Here is a 15,116-nt window from a genome sequence, read left to right as displayed (position 1 = left end):
GCGGCGCGTTGACTCGCCGGTCCTCCCCCGCCATTATGGTATGTAGACTTATCATAGGGGCGTGAACCTTTGGAGTCGGCTATAAGCCGATGCTGTTTTCGCGAGGGGAAGCGCCCCGATCTTGCGCTCCTCCTCAATCCTTCTCGACCTGGGCCACGTCGCGCACCGCGCCGCGCGCGGCGTTGGTGGTGAGCGCGGCATAGGCGCGCAGGGCGGGGGAGACGGCGCGCTTGCGGCCGAACGGCTTCCACGCCTGCTTGCCGCGCTCGACCATCGCTTCGTGCCGGTGGGCCAGTTCCGCATCGTCCACGTCGAGGCGGATGACGCGATTGGGGATGTCGATGACGATCGCGTCGCCAGTGTTGACCAGCGCGATCAGGCCGCCCTCCGCGGCTTCGGGGGAGACATGGCCGATGGAGAGGCCCGATGTACCGCCGGAAAAACGTCCGTCGGTGATGAGCGCGCAGGCTTTGCCCAGCCCCTTCGACTTCAGATAGCTGGTGGGATAGAGCATTTCCTGCATGCCGGGGCCGCCCTTTGGCCCTTCATAGCGAATGACGACGACGTCGCCTTCCTTCACTTCATTGCCGAGAATGCCCGCGACCGCCGCGTCCTGGCTTTCATAGACGCGCGCGGTGCCGTGGAAGGTGAGGATGCTGTCATCCACGCCCGCCGTCTTGACGATGCAGCCTTCGGGCGCGAGATTACCGAACAGCACGGCCAGCCCGCCATCTTTCGAGAAGGGCGTCTGCGCGCTGCGGATCACGCCGGTCTCGCGATCGAGATCCAGTTCCTTCCAGCGGTTGGACGTGCTGAACGCCACGGTGGTACGCACGCCGCCCGGCGCGGCCTTGAAAAATTCGCGCACGCTTTCGCTATTCGTGCGCCTGATGTCCCAGCGGTCGAGCGCCTCGCCCAGCGTCGCGGAGTGGACCGTGGGCAGGCTGGCGTCGATCAGGCCCGCTTTGTCGAGCTGGCCCAGGATCGCCATGATGCCGCCCGCGCGGTGGACATCCTCCATATGCACATCCTGCTTGGCGGGGGCGACCTTGCACAGGCAGGGGACGCGGCGCGACAGCCGGTCGATATCGGCCATGGTGAAATGCACCTCGCCCTCATAGGCGGCGGCGAGCAGATGGAGCACCGTGTTGGTCGATCCGCCCATGGCGATGTCGAGGCTCATCGCATTTTCGAACGCGGCGAAGCTGGCGATGCTGCGTGGCAGGGCGGTCGCGTCATCCTGCTCATACCAGCGCTTGGCGAGATCGACGATCGTGTGGCCCGCCTCACGGAACAGTTTCTCGCGATCGGCATGGGTGGCGAGCACGGAGCCATTGCCGGGCAGCGAAAGACCGAGTGCTTCGGTGAGGCAATTCATGCTGTTCGCGGTGAACATGCCCGAACAACTGCCGCAGGTCGGGCAGGCGGAGCGTTCGATGACCGCCACTTCCTCGTCGGTATATTTGTCGTCGGCAGCGACCACCATGGCGTCGACCAGATCGAGCGCGACGGTCTGACCCCTGATGTCGGCCTTGCCCGCCTCCATCGGCCCGCCCGACACGAAGATCGCGGGAATGTTGAGGCGCATCGCCGCCATCAGCATGCCCGGCGTGATCTTGTCGCAGTTGGAGATGCACACCAGCGCGTCGGCGCAATGGGCATTGGCCATATATTCGACGCTGTCGGCGATCAGGTCGCGGCTGGGCAGCGAATAGAGCATGCCGCCATGGCCCATGGCGATGCCGTCATCCACGGCGATGGTGTTGAATTCCTTGGCGACGCCGCCCGCCGCTTCGATCTCGCGCGCGACCAGTTGTCCGAGATCCTTCAAATGGACATGGCCGGGCACGAACTGGGTGAAGCTGTTGACGACGGCGATGATCGGCTTGCCGAAATCCGCGTCGGTCATGCCGGTGGCGCGCCACAGGCCACGCGCGCCCGCCATGTTGCGGCCATGGGTGCTGGTGCGGGAGCGATAATGAGGCATGGCGGCGGTCCTTGCAGGCGGATGAGTCTCGGTATCCGTTTAGGCCCTCGTCCAAAGGTTGTGAAATATATTATTGGAACGGTATAAGGTCGTCCGGAGACTTGATGCCATGATCGACCTGCGCCAGCTTCGCCATTTCGTCGCGGTCGCCGATGCGCTGCATTTCGGGCGGGCGGCGGAGCGGCTGGGCATGACGCAGCCACCGCTCAGCCAGTCGATTCAGACGCTCGAACGGCAATTGGGTGCGCCGCTGTTCGAACGGTCGAAGCGCAGCGTGACGCTGACCCTGTTCGGCCGTCAGTGGCTGGACCATGTCCGTCCGGCGGTGGCGGCAGTCATGGCGCTGCCTGCCGTCGCGGAACGATTGCGCACCGGCGCGGCGGGGCGGCTGTCGCTCGCCTTCGTCAGTACCGCAGATTACAGCGTGCTGCCCCGGCTGGTGCAGCGCTACTCCGCCGCCTTTCCCGATGTCGCCCTCGACCTCACCGAAGCGACCAGCGATGTGCAGGTCGAAGCGTTGCTCGACGGACGGATCAGTGCCGCGATTCTGATCGCCGCCCGCGCCGCGCTGCCGCCCGCGCTCGCCTATCGCCCGCTCGTCACCGAGCCGCTGGTGGCGGCGGTGCCGCAGGCGTGGATCGAGGAGGGCAAGCTGCTGCCTGCCGGAAGCATGTTGCCGGACGATGGATGGATGGCGCATCCGCTCATCATCTTCCCGGCGCGCGTCTCGCCCGATTTCCACGAACTGGTCATGGGCTATTATCGCGCCAAGGGCCACCAGCCCCGGATTCAGCAGGAGGCGATCCAGATGCAGACGATCATCAGCCTCGTATCTGCGGGCCTTGGCATGGCGCTGGTCCCGGCGTCGCTGCGCCATCTCGCGCGGACCGGGGTGGCCTATCTGTCGCTGGCGGGCGATGCGCCCATTCTGGAAACGGGACTGGCATGGCGCGCGGCGGATGAAGCGCCGACACTGGCGGCGCTGATCGACATCGCCGGGACGCTCGGCACGGCATGAAACTACGCCCTGCATCAGTGGTGCGGTTCCACTTGAAGTGGGTAGGACAAGGGATGCGAACCGCAGCAAGACAGGCTAGACAGGGCTTGATGGTGCAATGGTGACGGGGCAGGATATGACGAACGGAGAGGCCCCAAGGCCGCTTTCCACCAAGGAGGCGATGATCGTGGCGGGGGAGCGTCGTTTCGCGCTTCATGGCATGGAAGGGACGTCGCTGCGACAGATCGCGATGGATTCCGGCCAGCGCAACGAATCCGCCGCGCATTATCATTTCGGATCCCGCGAAGGACTGATCCGGGCCATATTGCGCTACCGCATATCGGCGATCAATGTGCGGCGCGAACGATTGCTGGATGCAGCGAAGCGCCGTGATGGAGGTGCGATATCGCCGGTGTCGATTGCATCGGTTATGATCCGGCCCATGGCGGACGAAATTTTCGCCGACTGGCGCAACTGTTATTGGGTTCGCTTCATGTCCCAGTTGTTTGCCATCGAGAAATTTCGATATCTTGCGGATGAATTCGAATTGATGTCGCCTGCGCTGGTCGAAACCTATGGCCTGATGAGCACAATACCGGGCGTCGATCCGTCGATACTGGAAGTCCGCCGGATGATTTTAAGTCGCGACGTCATATGGGGCCTGTTCCGGGTGGAGGCGATGTCCTTCCATGAAAGCCGTGAAATATGCGAACTGCACGTCGCCAATCTGGTGGACATGATCGCGGCGGGCATCGCGGCGCCGCCGTCCCAGGATACGCTGGTGCTGGCGCAGACGCTTCTGGGGCATCGCTCTGACCCGGCTGCGAACAGGTCCGCCGACGCAGCCGGATAGGGTGGCGGGTGCCCGTCCGGCGCGTCCGCGCCGATCGCGGATCGGCGCCCGTGATCGTCAGATGACGACAAATCCATGCGAGCCATCGCGTCGCAACTGATCGACCAGCCCATATTCCCAGTCCAGATAGGCCTGCATGGCGGCCGCCGCATTGTCAGTGCCGACATAGGGACGTTTATAGATATCGTCGGGCGGGGTCAGCGCATCGTCGAAACCGGGCGTCAGGGGACGGTCGGTGGCGACCCAGGCGGCGGTGCCTCCTTCGACACTTCGCACCTTTCGGTCGCTAGCGACATCGGCGGCGGCGAAGGCGGCGAGCGCGCCGTCCGGCGAGGTCAGCACGACATTCGCATCGTCGCCCAGCGTCGCCAGCACCGCGTCGAGCCGCGCCCGGATCGCGAAGCGGGCGCCGGGAATATGACCAGCGCGGTGAACGGGTGACGGCGCGAGATCGATCAGCACGATCTGTCCCGCCTCCAGTCCCCGCGCGAGTTCCTCGACCGACAGCCGGTCGGTAGCAGGCAGCGGCGGCAGGGTGGGCGTCCAGCGACCGCTTTCCACGGCGTCGCCGATATCGCCTTCGACCACATAGACGTCCCAGCCCATCTGGGCGAGCCAGGAGGCGCTCATATGCGCGCGAACGCCGCGATCGTCCCACAGCACGATACGCGCGCCGCGCACCGGCGCGACCATGTCAGTTTCCTGCACCAGCTGGCCACCGGGCATGCTGCGGAAGCCCGGAACATGGCCCGCCGCATAGTCTTCGGGCGAACGCACGTCGAAGCGATAGAGGGTGCGGGTCGCATCGATCGCGAGCTGCGCGACCTGCGCGCCGGTCAGCAGCCGCACGCCCGCGCGATAGGAAACGGCGCGCGCCCGCTCCAGCGCCACCTGCTGCGCCTCGTCACCCACATCGGGCGCGCGATCGCTCTTGCCGCGGTCCAGCTCCAGCCCGGCCAGAGTCCAGCCGATGGTGCCGTTACGCAGCGCATAGACGGGGTTGGGCAGTCCGGCATTGATGAGCGACTGAGCGCCGATGATGCTGCGGGTTCGTCCGGCGCAATTGACGACGATGGTGGTCTTGGGATCGGGGGCCAGCGCCTGCGCGCGCAGGACGAGTTCGGCGCCGGGCACGCTGGTGCCGCCGGGGATGCTCATCGCCGCATATTCGTCGTAGCGCCTGGCGTCGAGCACCGCCACGTCCGCCTTGTCGCGTTGCAACGCATCAAGGTCCGGCGCGGGCAGGGCCGGGGTGTGCCGCCGGTCCTCCACCAGTTCGCCGAATGCTTTGGAATAGGAATTGACGTCCTGAAACAGTTCGCCGCCAGCCGCCTCCCACCCCTTCAGACCACCTTCGAGAGCGAATATATTGCTATAGCCGAGCGCCGCCAGCCGACGCGCGGCATCCGCGACCAATCCTTCGCCATCGTCATAGAGGACGATCGTCACATCCTTGCGCGGCAGGCGGTCGAGCGCCTCGATCTCGATCAGCCCCGCCGACATTTGCGATGCGAACAGCGGGTGCGACAGCGCGAACGGCGCTTCCTCGCGCACATCGAGCAGCGCGATCTCCTGCCGGGTCAGCAGATGGAACCGGACATCGGCCGGGGTCATGATTCTCGTCACATCTTCTCTTTCGACAGGTCCCACAGATTGGGAAGCGTTGCACTGGAATAGCCGGATATGAACGGCTTGGCCGTACCGTCTTCGCCATAGGCGGCGCGCGTCACCGCGCCGATATTGGCGCCATAGACGTGAATGCTGATCGATGGCCGGTCCTGATGGTAATTCCAGACGCGGTGAATGTCGCCGATCGCAGGAGACACCATCTCGACCACGCCGGGTTCCAGCCGGGCGGCGGGACCGACCGGCCGGAGCAGGCCCGCCTGATCGCGCTCGTAGCGCTGGCTGACCTCCGACCCGCGCAGCATGCCGATCAGCCCCCAGGTGCCGTGATTGTGGATCGGCGTGGCCTGTCCCGGCCCCCAGACGAAGCTGACCACCGAAAAGCGCTGCCTGCTGTCGCAATGGAGCAGATATTGCTGATAGGTGCGCGGATCGGGCGCCGCGCAATCGGCGGGCAGCCAGTCGTCCTGCGCCACGAGATCGGCCAGCAGGGGATGAGCCGCCGCCAGAAGCGCGCTTTCCTCACCATGCTGCTCGACCGCCTGTGCAAGCGCGCCGACGAAGGCGCGCAAGCGGGCGATGTTGGGAATGTCGGTCATCTCCGCGCCTTAAAACAGCATCACGGCAGCCGCCAGGGATAAGAACAGCGCGACCAGTGATGCGCCGATAATGACGAGCAGGGGTTTCAGGCCCGTGGTCAACAGCGACGCCAGGGGCGAGCTGATCCCGGCGGCCGTGATGGCTGCGGCGATCAGCGCGCTGGCAAGGCCGCTCAGCGCCGACCCGATGGCCGGCGGAATGGCGATGGTCGAATTGACGATGACCAGCAGCAGGAAGCCGACCAGGAACCACGGCACCTTGCCGACCATGCGCCGTTCGCCCGCGCTTTTGGCCACGGCATAGGCGACGATCGCCAGCACGGGCATCAGCAGGGCGACGCGGCTGAGCTTCACGATGGTCGCGGTTTCGCCGGCCCGCTCGGAATAGGAATAGCCCGCGCCGAGCGCCTGCGCGACGTCGTGGATCGACGCCCCCAGAAAGAAGCCGGCCTGCTGATCGTTGAGATGGAGAACATGCGCCAGCATCGGGTAGAGCGACATGCCGATCGCACTGACGGCGGCGATGCCGACCAGCACGATCGACAGGTGCGCCGGATTCTGGCGGCGGGTGTCGAGCACCACCGCCAGCGCCGCTGCCGCTGACGCCCCGCAAATCGCGACCGCCCCGCCCGCAAGCGTCCCGAAGCTGTTGCCAAAGCCCAGCATGCGCGCGAAGACGATGCCCGAAACCAGAGTGGTCGCGGTGATGATCGCCGCGGCGCACAGCGCGGCGGGGCCAAGATCGGCGATCTGCGACGCGGTAATGCGCAGGCCGACCAGCATGATGCCGACCCGCAGAAGCGTATGCGATGCCACGCCCAGCCCCTTGCGCAGCCGCACGTCCTGATTGAGAAAACTGAGCGAAAGGCCGATCAACAGCCCCATCAGCGCGAGCGGCGCACCATAATGGCCAGCCAGGAAGCTGGCGGCCAGCAAAGCCGCGCCTGTGACCGCAAGGCCGGGCCAATAGTCCCGAAGCGAGCGGGATCCGGTGGTTTCCGGCTCATAGAGTTCGCAATAGAGATCCGCCGCCGTCACCATGGTCAGGTCGCCACGGGGCGAGATCGTCGTCGTTTGAACCGGGCGCATCGCCAGCCTATTCCCCCTCTGCCTTGACATGGCTTGTGGACGGGCGGCGAAGGCGGGGCAATCGAGTTTCCTTAAGATCGGATGTTGGAGACACTCAAGCGCTGTCGAGGGCGTCATCCTTCTGCCCGGATCGCATGCCCGATTGCAGGATTGAGCAATACTCATGACCGATCTGACGATTATTCGTTTGAGCTTGGTCCGGCTAATTCTCATCAGCACCATATGTGGGCAATGTGCTGCCCGCTGACCGTGGCCGATAGCGGCGGCTGCGTCAGGCTTGATATTTGAGGGGTCCAGGGAATGTCCTTGAAACTTTACGGCGCGTCGGGAAGCTGCGCGCTGGTCGCGCTCTGGGCGCTGGAGCAGACGGGTGCCGATTATGACCGTTTTTCGCTCAACCTTATGGCTGGCGAACAGCGTCACGAGGCCTATCTCGCCATCAACCCGCATGGCCGGGTTCCCGCCATCACGGCGGACGGTGTCGCCATTACCGAACTGAACGCCATTTTGACTTACCTCGCAGCGCGTTTTCCCGGCTCGGGGATTCTGCCGACGGACGACCCGTTGCTGCTGGGCCGGACGATGGAATTGATGTGCTGGTTCTCATCGTCCGTCCATGCCCATATCGCGCAATGTTTTCGGGGTGAACGCTATACCGACGACGCAGAGGTCAAGGAGAAGCTGAAAGCGCCGGGCAAGGCCCGCGTCGCGGCCGCGCTCGCCGAGCTGGACGAGAGGATCGGGCAGTCGGGCGACTATCTCAATGGCGTATCGTTCAGCGCGGCCGATCTTTTCAACATCGTCCTGTGGCGCTGGGCGCAAAGGCTGGAAATCGACTTTGCGCCATTGGGTCGGTGGACGGCCAAGGTGCAGCGTGATCTGGCCCGTCCCGACGTTGCGCGGGCGCTCGAACTCGAAGCTGCCCCCGCCCCGGTAAGCTGGGCTGCCCCGGTCGCGGCGCATTGATTCCGCGCTCGACCTTGTTCACGCTGCTTTGACTCTATAAAAAGAAAGGCGCCATATACGACTTCGTGAATGATGATCGGTTTCCGAGGAAAGGTCCCGCAGAGGGCCGCCTCGGCGGGCGCGGCGCAAAGGGGCGAGGCCCCGGCGCCCGGAATGGGAGGAATGCGTGCAAGTTAACCTGCCGACCAATTTATTGCGGAGTTTCGTGGCGATCGCGGACACCGGGTCGATCGTGCGCGCCACCGAAAAGATTTTCCTGACCCAGTCGGCGCTCAGCCTTCAGATGAAGCGCCTGTCCGAGATTGTGCAGGTTCCCCTGTTCCGGCGAGAACAGGGCACGCTGGTCCTGACATCGTCGGGAGAGCGATTGCTCGACCTCGCGCGCCGCATCCTGGAACTGAACGACCAGGCGGTCGAGAGCCTCGACAGCGCCGGACTGAACGGTCCCGTCCGCGTCGGCGTCGTGCAGGATTTCGGGGATGAAATCCTCTCCGGCGTGCTGGCCCGCTTCGTTCAGCTCAATCCGGGGGCGGAACTTCAGATTCGGGTCGGCCATTCGCGCGAGATCAGGGAATTGTTCGCGACCAACCTGATCGACATAGCGGTCTATCATTCGGTCGAACGGGATGAATTCTCGGTCGCCCCGGCCCGCATGGTGTGGCTCGGCGATCCGAGGCTGGCGGAGCGGGAAACCCTTCCGCTTGCCTTTATGACCAAGCCCTGTCTTGCGCGCGATTGCGCGGTCGCCGCGCTGGACGCGGCGGGGCGGCCCCACCAGCTTATCGTGGAAACATCGAACATCTCCGCCCTGCGCGTCGCGGTGGAAGCGGGACTGGCGCTAACCTGCCGCTCATCGGCCTTTACCGGGCACCGCCTGCCGGCCATGGAACTGGAAAACGTGTCTTTGCCCACCTATTTTATCGGTGTTATGACATTGCCGTCCGCGCATGAGGCGATTGCCGGGCTGGCCGGTCTGATCAGGCAGGCCATCGAAAATATCGTGCGTCCGCCCTTTGATCTGACCGAGGTTTGCCCCGCCCTTGAAACCGAGGACGCCTGATCGAAAGTCGAGCGCGAGTCGCCATAGTGCCTTTCTTCGATGCTACGATCAGGTGAAGCGAGGCGGGCGTTTTTCGAAGAAGGCGGCGGCGGCTTCGGCAAATTCCGCGCCTTTGAGCGCTTCGGCAAAAATAGCAGCTTCATGCGCGATGACCGCCTCGATGTCCTGCAAGTCGGGCACGATCATCGCTCTGGTCCGGGCGAGGGCGCGGGGCGGCTTTTCCCTGAGCCGCCGGGCATAGTCCCGCGCACGATCGGCGACTTCGCCATCTTCGACCACTTCGGACACAAGGCCGAAGCCAAGCGCGGTATCCGCGTCGAAGGGATCACCCAGCAGCAGGTGGCGCGCCGCCCGCTGACGGCCCATGATGGCGGGCAGCAGGCGGGAGCTGGCAAATTCGGGCACCAGCCCCAGACTGACGAACGGCAGCATGAAGGTCGCGCTCCGGCCCGCGACGATCAGGTCGCAGTGCAACAGCAAGGTCGTGCCGATGCCGACGGCCGGTCCCACGACCCCGGCTACGATGACTTTGGTCGAACGCGCCATAGCCCGCATGAAGATGAAGGGCGGACTGTCGTCGGACGAGGGCGGGTTGGTCTGAAAATCGAGCAGGTCATTCCCCGCCGTGAAGATGCTTTCGCTCCCCAGGATCACGACCACGCCGATGGCCTCGTCCCGCTCGGCATTTTCGAAAGCATGGGCGAGCGCCAGATACATGTCGGCCGTGATGGCGTTTTTGCGATCCGGTCGCGTTAGGACGATTTCCAGAATCCCGCCTTTGACGGCCGTCTTGATGAATTCGGACATCACCTCTCCCATGGCGCGTATATGGAAAGCGTGGCGCTTTCCTGCCGGCTGACGCGGCTGGGGCACCGCGCTCCCGAAAATGACGCCTTTGCCCCGCGGATGCAACCAGCTGATCCCGATCCTATCGGATCATCGGTCGCGGCCGGGCCATGATCGCTTACATATCCGGCAGACTGCCCGGCTCGAACAGCCATGCCATCGCGGCGTCGCGGTCGGTGAAAACCTTCACGTGGGATTGTGGTATCACGCGCTGCACCTGCATCTTGTTCAGCGTGCTGCCGGCGATAATAGCGTAATGCCCCTTATTCTCGTTCATCAGCGTATTAAAAAAGCCCGCAAACGCTTCGACGACCTCGTTCGATTGCACGGGATAATCCGTACAATCCGCAAACACCCGATAATGGCGGCGCCGGGTTCGGATCCTTTCATGTACCGCGAGAAATTCCTGTTTGTAGCGAAGGAAGGTCTCCAGTGACCAATAGTGGCTCTGGGTTATCATGAGCAAAATCCGCTGCTCATCATAGGAGAAAGAAAAGTCCACATGCCCCCCTTGATCCGCTATGGGCGCTGCCGCGTGTCAGACCGCAATATTATCGTTCCTCATCTGTCACGGGGGGTAGGGGGCGTCAACTTCCAGCGCACCTGTAAGCCCTGCCGAGCCGGAACATGCCGCGCGTTTTCACGCCGCCAGTCGTCGCTTTCGTGATCTCGAAACGGTAATCGGGTATTTGCTCCGGCGATTCCGCATGCCCATTATGTCGTCTTCGCCGATAGCGGCCATATGGCTCTCATGGAGGCGGCGGAAGCCGTCACCGAGGCGCTGCGGCAATGTTGGGCGAGTCCTTCTAGCGGCTTGCGCCTGGCCATCATGAATCCTGCTCAAGTCAGAATGTGCAAAACTCATTTGAGCACGGCTCTTGCTTATATTAGCAGCGATTGAATATTAATAATCGTCATTAATCGCGTCCGGTGTGGGTTTCAGGCCGGTGAATATGTTCGAAAGGAGGGCGGGTAACGGCTTAGGGAGAGGCCGGGTTTTCCAACATCCGGCACCATTCATAAACTACGCCGTTTGGCAGGCCATGCCCGCCTATTCTGGGTTGCCCATCCTAATCGAGCGGATGTTGGCGCACAATTGGGTTTTCGGCATGCGCCACCCGGATGGCTGACCGCTTTTCGTCATTACATTTAACGGTTCGGCGTGGCGCATAGGACGCCTCGCCGCCGATAGGGGAGAGACTATGAACAGAGCATCCATGATGAGGTCGTCGACTCTGGTCGGCGCGGGCATCGCCTTGTCGATCGGCCTGCACGCCTTGCCGGCACTTGCGCAGGCACCGGCCGAAGGCGCGACGCAGGGCGTAGGCGTTAGCGATATCGTCGTGACGGCGCAGAAGCGAGCGCAGAACATTCAGGACGTTCCTGCCAGCATCGCGGCTTTCTCGCAGGAAGCGCTGGAAAACCGGCAGATCCGTGGGCTTGGCGACCTGACTACCCGTGTGCCGTCGTTGCAGGTGGGCTATACCTATGGCAGCAATACCGTCACGATCCGTGGCATCAGCACCAACCTGACTGGCGGTTTCGAGGATCCGTCGGTCGCGGTTCATGTCAATGGCGTGTATCAGGCGCGCGCGCGCAGCCTGAACCTCGCGCTGATGGATCTGGAGCGGATCGAAGTGCTGTCGGGTCCCCAGGGCACCTTGTACGGACGCAATGCGACCGGCGGCGTCATCAACTATATTCTGCGCGGGCCGACCGAAAAGACCGAAGCACAAATCACCGGCCGCGTCGGAAATTTCGACAGCTACGCGCTTCAGGGCTATATTTCCGGTCCGATCAGCGACACGGTGGGATTCCGCATATCCGGCATGCTCGACAATCGCGACAAGGGTTTCGTCAAAAACCTGCTGCCCGGCGCGCCCAAGAGCCGCTTTTTCGAAAACAAATTTACCGGCGTTCGCGGCATCCTCGCGTTCAAGCCGAGCGACACGGTGCAGTTCGACCTTGAGGGGTCTTATGGCAACACCCGCAGCTCCTTCAATCCGGGTGTTCTTGCGCCATCGCTCAATCCCGCCATGCAGGCCTTGCTTGGCCCCCAATCCTTCCGTCCGCGGGAGGTCTATGCTGATTTCCCGAGCGAAAATAATAGCAAGGAATATGCGGCGACGGCGACATTGACCTGGGACATCAGCGACGATGTGCAACTCAAGTCGATATCGGCCTATCAGAAATACAAAAATTACATGCCTGTCGATCTGGATGGCAGCGGGTTCACGGCGCAAACCGTCTACAACAGGTTCCAGTCCGACACCTATACGCAGGAACTGAACCTGAATGCGGACAGCTTCGACGGACGATTGAAATCGATATTCGGGGTCTATTATTTCAATGATAACGTAAAATCAGCGTCGCAGGTCTACAGCGCGCTTCGCAACCCCACGGCTCCAGCCATTTCGACATATGCGACGGTCAATCGCTTGAAGGCGCATTCCATCGCCTTTTTTACCGACCAGACGTTCAGCGTCACCGACTCCCTGCGCCTGATCGGCGGCGTGCGCTATAATATCGACAAGAAGGATACGGTTCAGAGCATCCTCAACACCGCCTGCCTCGACAAGAAAACCAACCAGAAATTCACCGCCTGGACACCTAAGGCGGGCATCCAGTTCGACGTCACCGACAAGATCATGGCCTATGCGACCTATCAGAAGGGCTTCAAGGCCGGCGGCGTTTCGGCGGGGACATGCGGCAATGCCTATGAGCCCGAAACCATCAAGGGCGGCGAGGTCGGCCTCAAGACCCAGTTTGCCGACAATCGGATTCGCCTGAACATTGCCGGCTACTGGTATGATTATGGCAATCTTCAGGTGCAAAAGACCTTGGGCACGATTGGCGGCTTTTCCGTGGTCAATGCGGCGCAATCGCGGATCAAGGGGATCGAGGCCAATCTGGACGCTGTCATCACCCCGCAGTTGAAGCTGGACGCCGCCGCCATGGTGCAGAGTGCGAAATATACCGATTTCGTCAACTGCAACCAGACCGTACAGCTCCCCCCGGTCGGCGGTGTGGCCCAGGCCGCCTGCGCCGCTTCGGATCAACGTCCTACGACCGATCCGGCACGCAACCAGCAGGTAGCGGGCAACTGGCTCAATCGCGCCGCGCCCTACAGCCTCACCATCGGTCTGCAATATGATGCCGAGGTGGGGGCTGGCAAGCTGTCCTTCCGCGGCGAATCCTACTGGAGCGGCAGAATTCATTTCAATGAGTTCAACACGGCGGCGCTCGACCAGCCCGCCTATAATATCCAGAACGCCTATGTGACCTTCACGCCGGCCAGCGACAAATACAGCCTGCGCGCCTTCGTCAAGAATATCCGCAATGTCGATTACAAGGCCAGCGGCTATTTCAATGGCCTGACCGCGCAATATACGGTGGTCTGGAATCCGCCGCGCACTTACGGCCTCGAAGCAAGCTATAAATTCTGAATCCCGGTTCGCCCAATTGAAGACGGAGGGCGTCATGCTTAACTGGTATGACGCCCTCCGGCGGCGTATTAATAATGGTCAGATGCGACATGAGGACCATTTGTTTGACGCTGGAAATGCCAGCCGTCTAAAGTTGCCGCCGGGAGAAAAAAATCAGGATGCTGCCGGCGGTGTCCGCACCATCGGACGGACGACGCCGAACATCCGGCGGGGCATCGCCTGATCCTTTCCTCCAGGGGCGGTCGGCGCTTGTAAGGATCATGATGAAGGGTAGCGAAACACAAGCCATGGCAAAGCCCTTCATCGACGAAGAATCCCCCGATCGGCCATCGCATGCGCTCCCGCCAGAATCCTCGCGCGTCACTGCGGCCTGGTATGCACTGGCCGTGCTTTGCATCGTCACGCTCCTGTCGCAGCTGGATCGGCACATCACGACGATCATCGTCGCGCCGCTGAAAAAGGAGTTCGCGATCAGCGATACGCTGTTCGGCCTGCTTCACGGCTATGGTTTTGCCATTACCTACGCTATTTTCGGCATTCCCTTCGGTCGCCTCGTCGATCGCAAGAACCGGCGGAACATCATCCTGTTCGGGCTGCTCGGCTGGAGCCTCCTTACCTCGCTGTCTGCCTTTGCGGGCAGCTATACGCAGTTGCTGATCCTGCGGACGGGCGTCGGCATTGGCGAAGCCGTACTCGGCCCTGCCGCCTATTCGCTACTCATCGACTTTTTCGAGCCGCATAAACGCGGCCGCGCGACGGGCGTTTATTATATGGCGATGTCGGTGGGGAGTGGCGCATCCCTGCTGCTGGGCGGGTTGTTATTGAGCCAGATACCGGCCGCCGGGCTGAACCTGGGTGGCTTCCTCGCCTTGGAGCCATGGCGGCTGCTGTTCCTGTTCGCGGGGTTGCCCGGACTTTTCGCCTGCCTGCTGATGCTGACCATGCGCGAGCCGCCGCGACGGGGCGTAGCGGCCAGTGATGCGGCGTCGGTTCGCGATTTTCTGGGCTACGTCTGGCAGCATAAGGGATTGTTGATCCGGATTTCCGCGTCGGGTACGCTGGCGGCGACGGCGGGCTATGGGGCTGGGGCCTGGGCGCCGACCCTGCTGCAACGCAATTTCGGCATGTCCGCTGCCGAAACCGGATGGCCGATCGGGGTGGCGATGATCGTCGGTTCGATCGCGGGGACGCTGGTGAGCGGCGCACTTTCCGATCGCGCGATCAAGCAGGGCGTGCTGAGCGGGCGGACGCGGCCGATGCTGTTCGGTTTCATTACTTATGTACCGGCCGCCTTTTTCGGCGTGATGGGATCGCCCCTGCTGGTGGTGCTGGGCTTTGTACTGCTGCTGTTCAGTGTCGCCATGGTGCAGAGCGCGACGCCGCTCGCGCTTCAGGAAGCGGTGCCAGCCAATATGCGCGGCCAGATCATCGCCCTGCAATATCTGATCTTGGCGCTGGCCGGGATCGGCCTGGGGCCGACGCTGGTCGGACTCATCACGGACTCGATATTCGGATCGGGCGCCATGGTCGGCTGGTCATTGCTGACCCTGGCGCTGCCGGTGGCGCTGATCGGCATCACGATATGCGGTCTTGGCCTGACCGAGAACAGCTATCGCAAGGCGGGCGCGCTGCTTCGGGAGTAAGGCC

12 protein-coding genes and 2 pseudogenes are annotated in these 15,116 nt (G+C 62.8%); 7 read left to right on the top strand and 7 right to left on the bottom strand.

The window, feature by feature from the left end; translation table 11 throughout:
• Positions 1-133: 133 nt before the first annotated feature.
• The gene (gene ilvD / locus ACODSN_RS03390) at positions 134-1,987 is read right to left on the bottom strand and encodes a dihydroxy-acid dehydratase (RefSeq protein WP_489053162.1); all 1,854 of its coding nucleotides are present in this window, start codon (positions 1,985-1,987) and stop codon (positions 134-136) included.
• Between the two features lie 112 nt (positions 1,988-2,099).
• On the opposite strand from ilvD, the gene ACODSN_RS03385 reads away from it, so the two are divergent.
• Both ACODSN_RS03385 and ACODSN_RS03380 read left to right on the top strand, forming a co-directional pair.
• A complete protein-coding gene (locus ACODSN_RS03385; RefSeq protein WP_489053404.1) occupies positions 2,100-3,005 on the top strand; it encodes a LysR family transcriptional regulator in 906 nt (301 codons plus the stop codon).
• A 115-nt stretch (positions 3,006-3,120) separates the two neighbouring features.
• Entirely contained in the window at positions 3,121-3,837 is a 717-nt protein-coding gene (locus ACODSN_RS03380; protein WP_489053161.1) for a TetR/AcrR family transcriptional regulator, read from the top strand.
• A 57-nt stretch (positions 3,838-3,894) separates the two neighbouring features.
• Here ACODSN_RS03380 and ACODSN_RS03375 read toward each other — a convergent pair.
• The 4 genes and pseudogenes from ACODSN_RS03375 to ACODSN_RS03360 form a co-directional block, all read right to left on the bottom strand.
• Positions 3,895-4,329 (bottom strand): annotated as a pseudogene (locus ACODSN_RS03375) (rhodanese-like domain-containing protein); the annotation flags it as partial.
• 81 nt (positions 4,330-4,410) lie between these two features.
• A pseudogene (locus tag ACODSN_RS03370) lies at positions 4,411-5,451 on the bottom strand (rhodanese-like domain-containing protein); the annotation flags it as partial.
• An 8-nt stretch (positions 5,452-5,459) separates the two neighbouring features.
• Positions 5,460-6,062, bottom strand: coding sequence for a cysteine dioxygenase family protein (locus ACODSN_RS03365; protein ID WP_489053160.1), 603 nt, complete (start codon positions 6,060-6,062; stop codon positions 5,460-5,462).
• A 9-nt stretch (positions 6,063-6,071) separates the two neighbouring features.
• Positions 6,072-7,151 (bottom strand): YeiH family protein, encoded by a 1,080-nt coding sequence (locus tag ACODSN_RS03360; RefSeq protein ID WP_489053159.1) that lies wholly within the window; start codon positions 7,149-7,151, stop codon positions 6,072-6,074.
• Positions 7,152-7,451: 300 nt separating this feature from the next.
• Between ACODSN_RS03360 and ACODSN_RS03355 the strand changes: the two genes are divergently transcribed.
• Both ACODSN_RS03355 and ACODSN_RS03350 read left to right on the top strand, forming a co-directional pair.
• The gene (locus ACODSN_RS03355; protein WP_489053157.1) at positions 7,452-8,117 is read left to right on the top strand and encodes a glutathione S-transferase family protein; all 666 of its coding nucleotides are present in this window, start codon (positions 7,452-7,454) and stop codon (positions 8,115-8,117) included.
• Between the two features lie 166 nt (positions 8,118-8,283).
• Complete coding sequence (locus tag ACODSN_RS03350; protein WP_489053155.1) at positions 8,284-9,177, top strand: LysR substrate-binding domain-containing protein; 894 nt, start codon at positions 8,284-8,286, stop codon at positions 9,175-9,177.
• A 48-nt stretch (positions 9,178-9,225) separates the two neighbouring features.
• Here the strand turns inward: ACODSN_RS03350 and ACODSN_RS03345 are convergent, their stop codons facing one another.
• Complete coding sequence (locus ACODSN_RS03345) at positions 9,226-9,984, bottom strand: enoyl-CoA hydratase-related protein (RefSeq protein WP_489053154.1); 759 nt, start codon at positions 9,982-9,984, stop codon at positions 9,226-9,228.
• A gap of 157 nt (positions 9,985-10,141) precedes the next feature.
• Entirely contained in the window at positions 10,142-10,525 is a 384-nt protein-coding gene (locus ACODSN_RS03340; RefSeq protein ID WP_489053153.1) for a hypothetical protein, read from the bottom strand.
• Positions 10,526-11,240: 715 nt separating this feature from the next.
• On the opposite strand from ACODSN_RS03340, the gene ACODSN_RS03335 reads away from it, so the two are divergent.
• Genes ACODSN_RS03335 through ACODSN_RS03325 form a run of 3 tightly spaced genes read left to right on the top strand, consistent with a single transcriptional unit; the run spans position 11,241 to position 15,112 of the window.
• The gene (locus tag ACODSN_RS03335; protein ID WP_489053152.1) at positions 11,241-13,469 is read left to right on the top strand and encodes a TonB-dependent receptor; all 2,229 of its coding nucleotides are present in this window, start codon (positions 11,241-11,243) and stop codon (positions 13,467-13,469) included.
• 34 nt (positions 13,470-13,503) lie between these two features.
• Positions 13,504-13,692 (top strand): hypothetical protein, encoded by a 189-nt coding sequence (locus tag ACODSN_RS03330; RefSeq protein ID WP_489053150.1) that lies wholly within the window; start codon positions 13,504-13,506, stop codon positions 13,690-13,692.
• 37 nt (positions 13,693-13,729) lie between these two features.
• Positions 13,730-15,112, top strand: coding sequence for an MFS transporter (locus ACODSN_RS03325; protein WP_489053149.1), 1,383 nt, complete (start codon positions 13,730-13,732; stop codon positions 15,110-15,112).
• The last annotated feature ends 4 nt before the right edge of the window (positions 15,113-15,116 follow it).

Source organism: Sphingobium sp. FG11, assembly GCF_057809915.1.
Note: the sequence above shows the minus strand (reverse complement) of the source record. Positions and strands in the feature narration are given on the sequence as shown.

Bases quoted from the DNA above. Each gene is read 5' to 3' on its own strand.
- ilvD (WP_489053162.1), bottom strand. From the start codon at position 1,987: ATGCCTCATTATCGCTCCCGCACCAGCACCCATGGCCGCAACATGGCG.
- ACODSN_RS03380 (WP_489053161.1), top strand. From the start codon at position 3,121: ATGACGAACGGAGAGGCCCCAAGGCCGCTTTCCACCAAGGAGGCGATG.
- ACODSN_RS03365 (WP_489053160.1), bottom strand. From the start codon at position 6,062: ATGACCGACATTCCCAACATCGCCCGCTTGCGCGCCTTCGTCGGCGCG.
- ACODSN_RS03360 (WP_489053159.1), bottom strand. From the start codon at position 7,151: ATGCGCCCGGTTCAAACGACGACGATCTCGCCCCGTGGCGACCTGACC.
- ACODSN_RS03355 (WP_489053157.1), top strand. From the start codon at position 7,452: ATGTCCTTGAAACTTTACGGCGCGTCGGGAAGCTGCGCGCTGGTCGCG.
- ACODSN_RS03345 (WP_489053154.1), bottom strand. From the start codon at position 9,984: ATGTCCGAATTCATCAAGACGGCCGTCAAAGGCGGGATTCTGGAAATC.
- ACODSN_RS03335 (WP_489053152.1), top strand. From the start codon at position 11,241: ATGATGAGGTCGTCGACTCTGGTCGGCGCGGGCATCGCCTTGTCGATC.
- ACODSN_RS03330 (WP_489053150.1), top strand. From the start codon at position 13,504: ATGCTTAACTGGTATGACGCCCTCCGGCGGCGTATTAATAATGGTCAG.
- ACODSN_RS03325 (WP_489053149.1), top strand. From the start codon at position 13,730: ATGATGAAGGGTAGCGAAACACAAGCCATGGCAAAGCCCTTCATCGAC.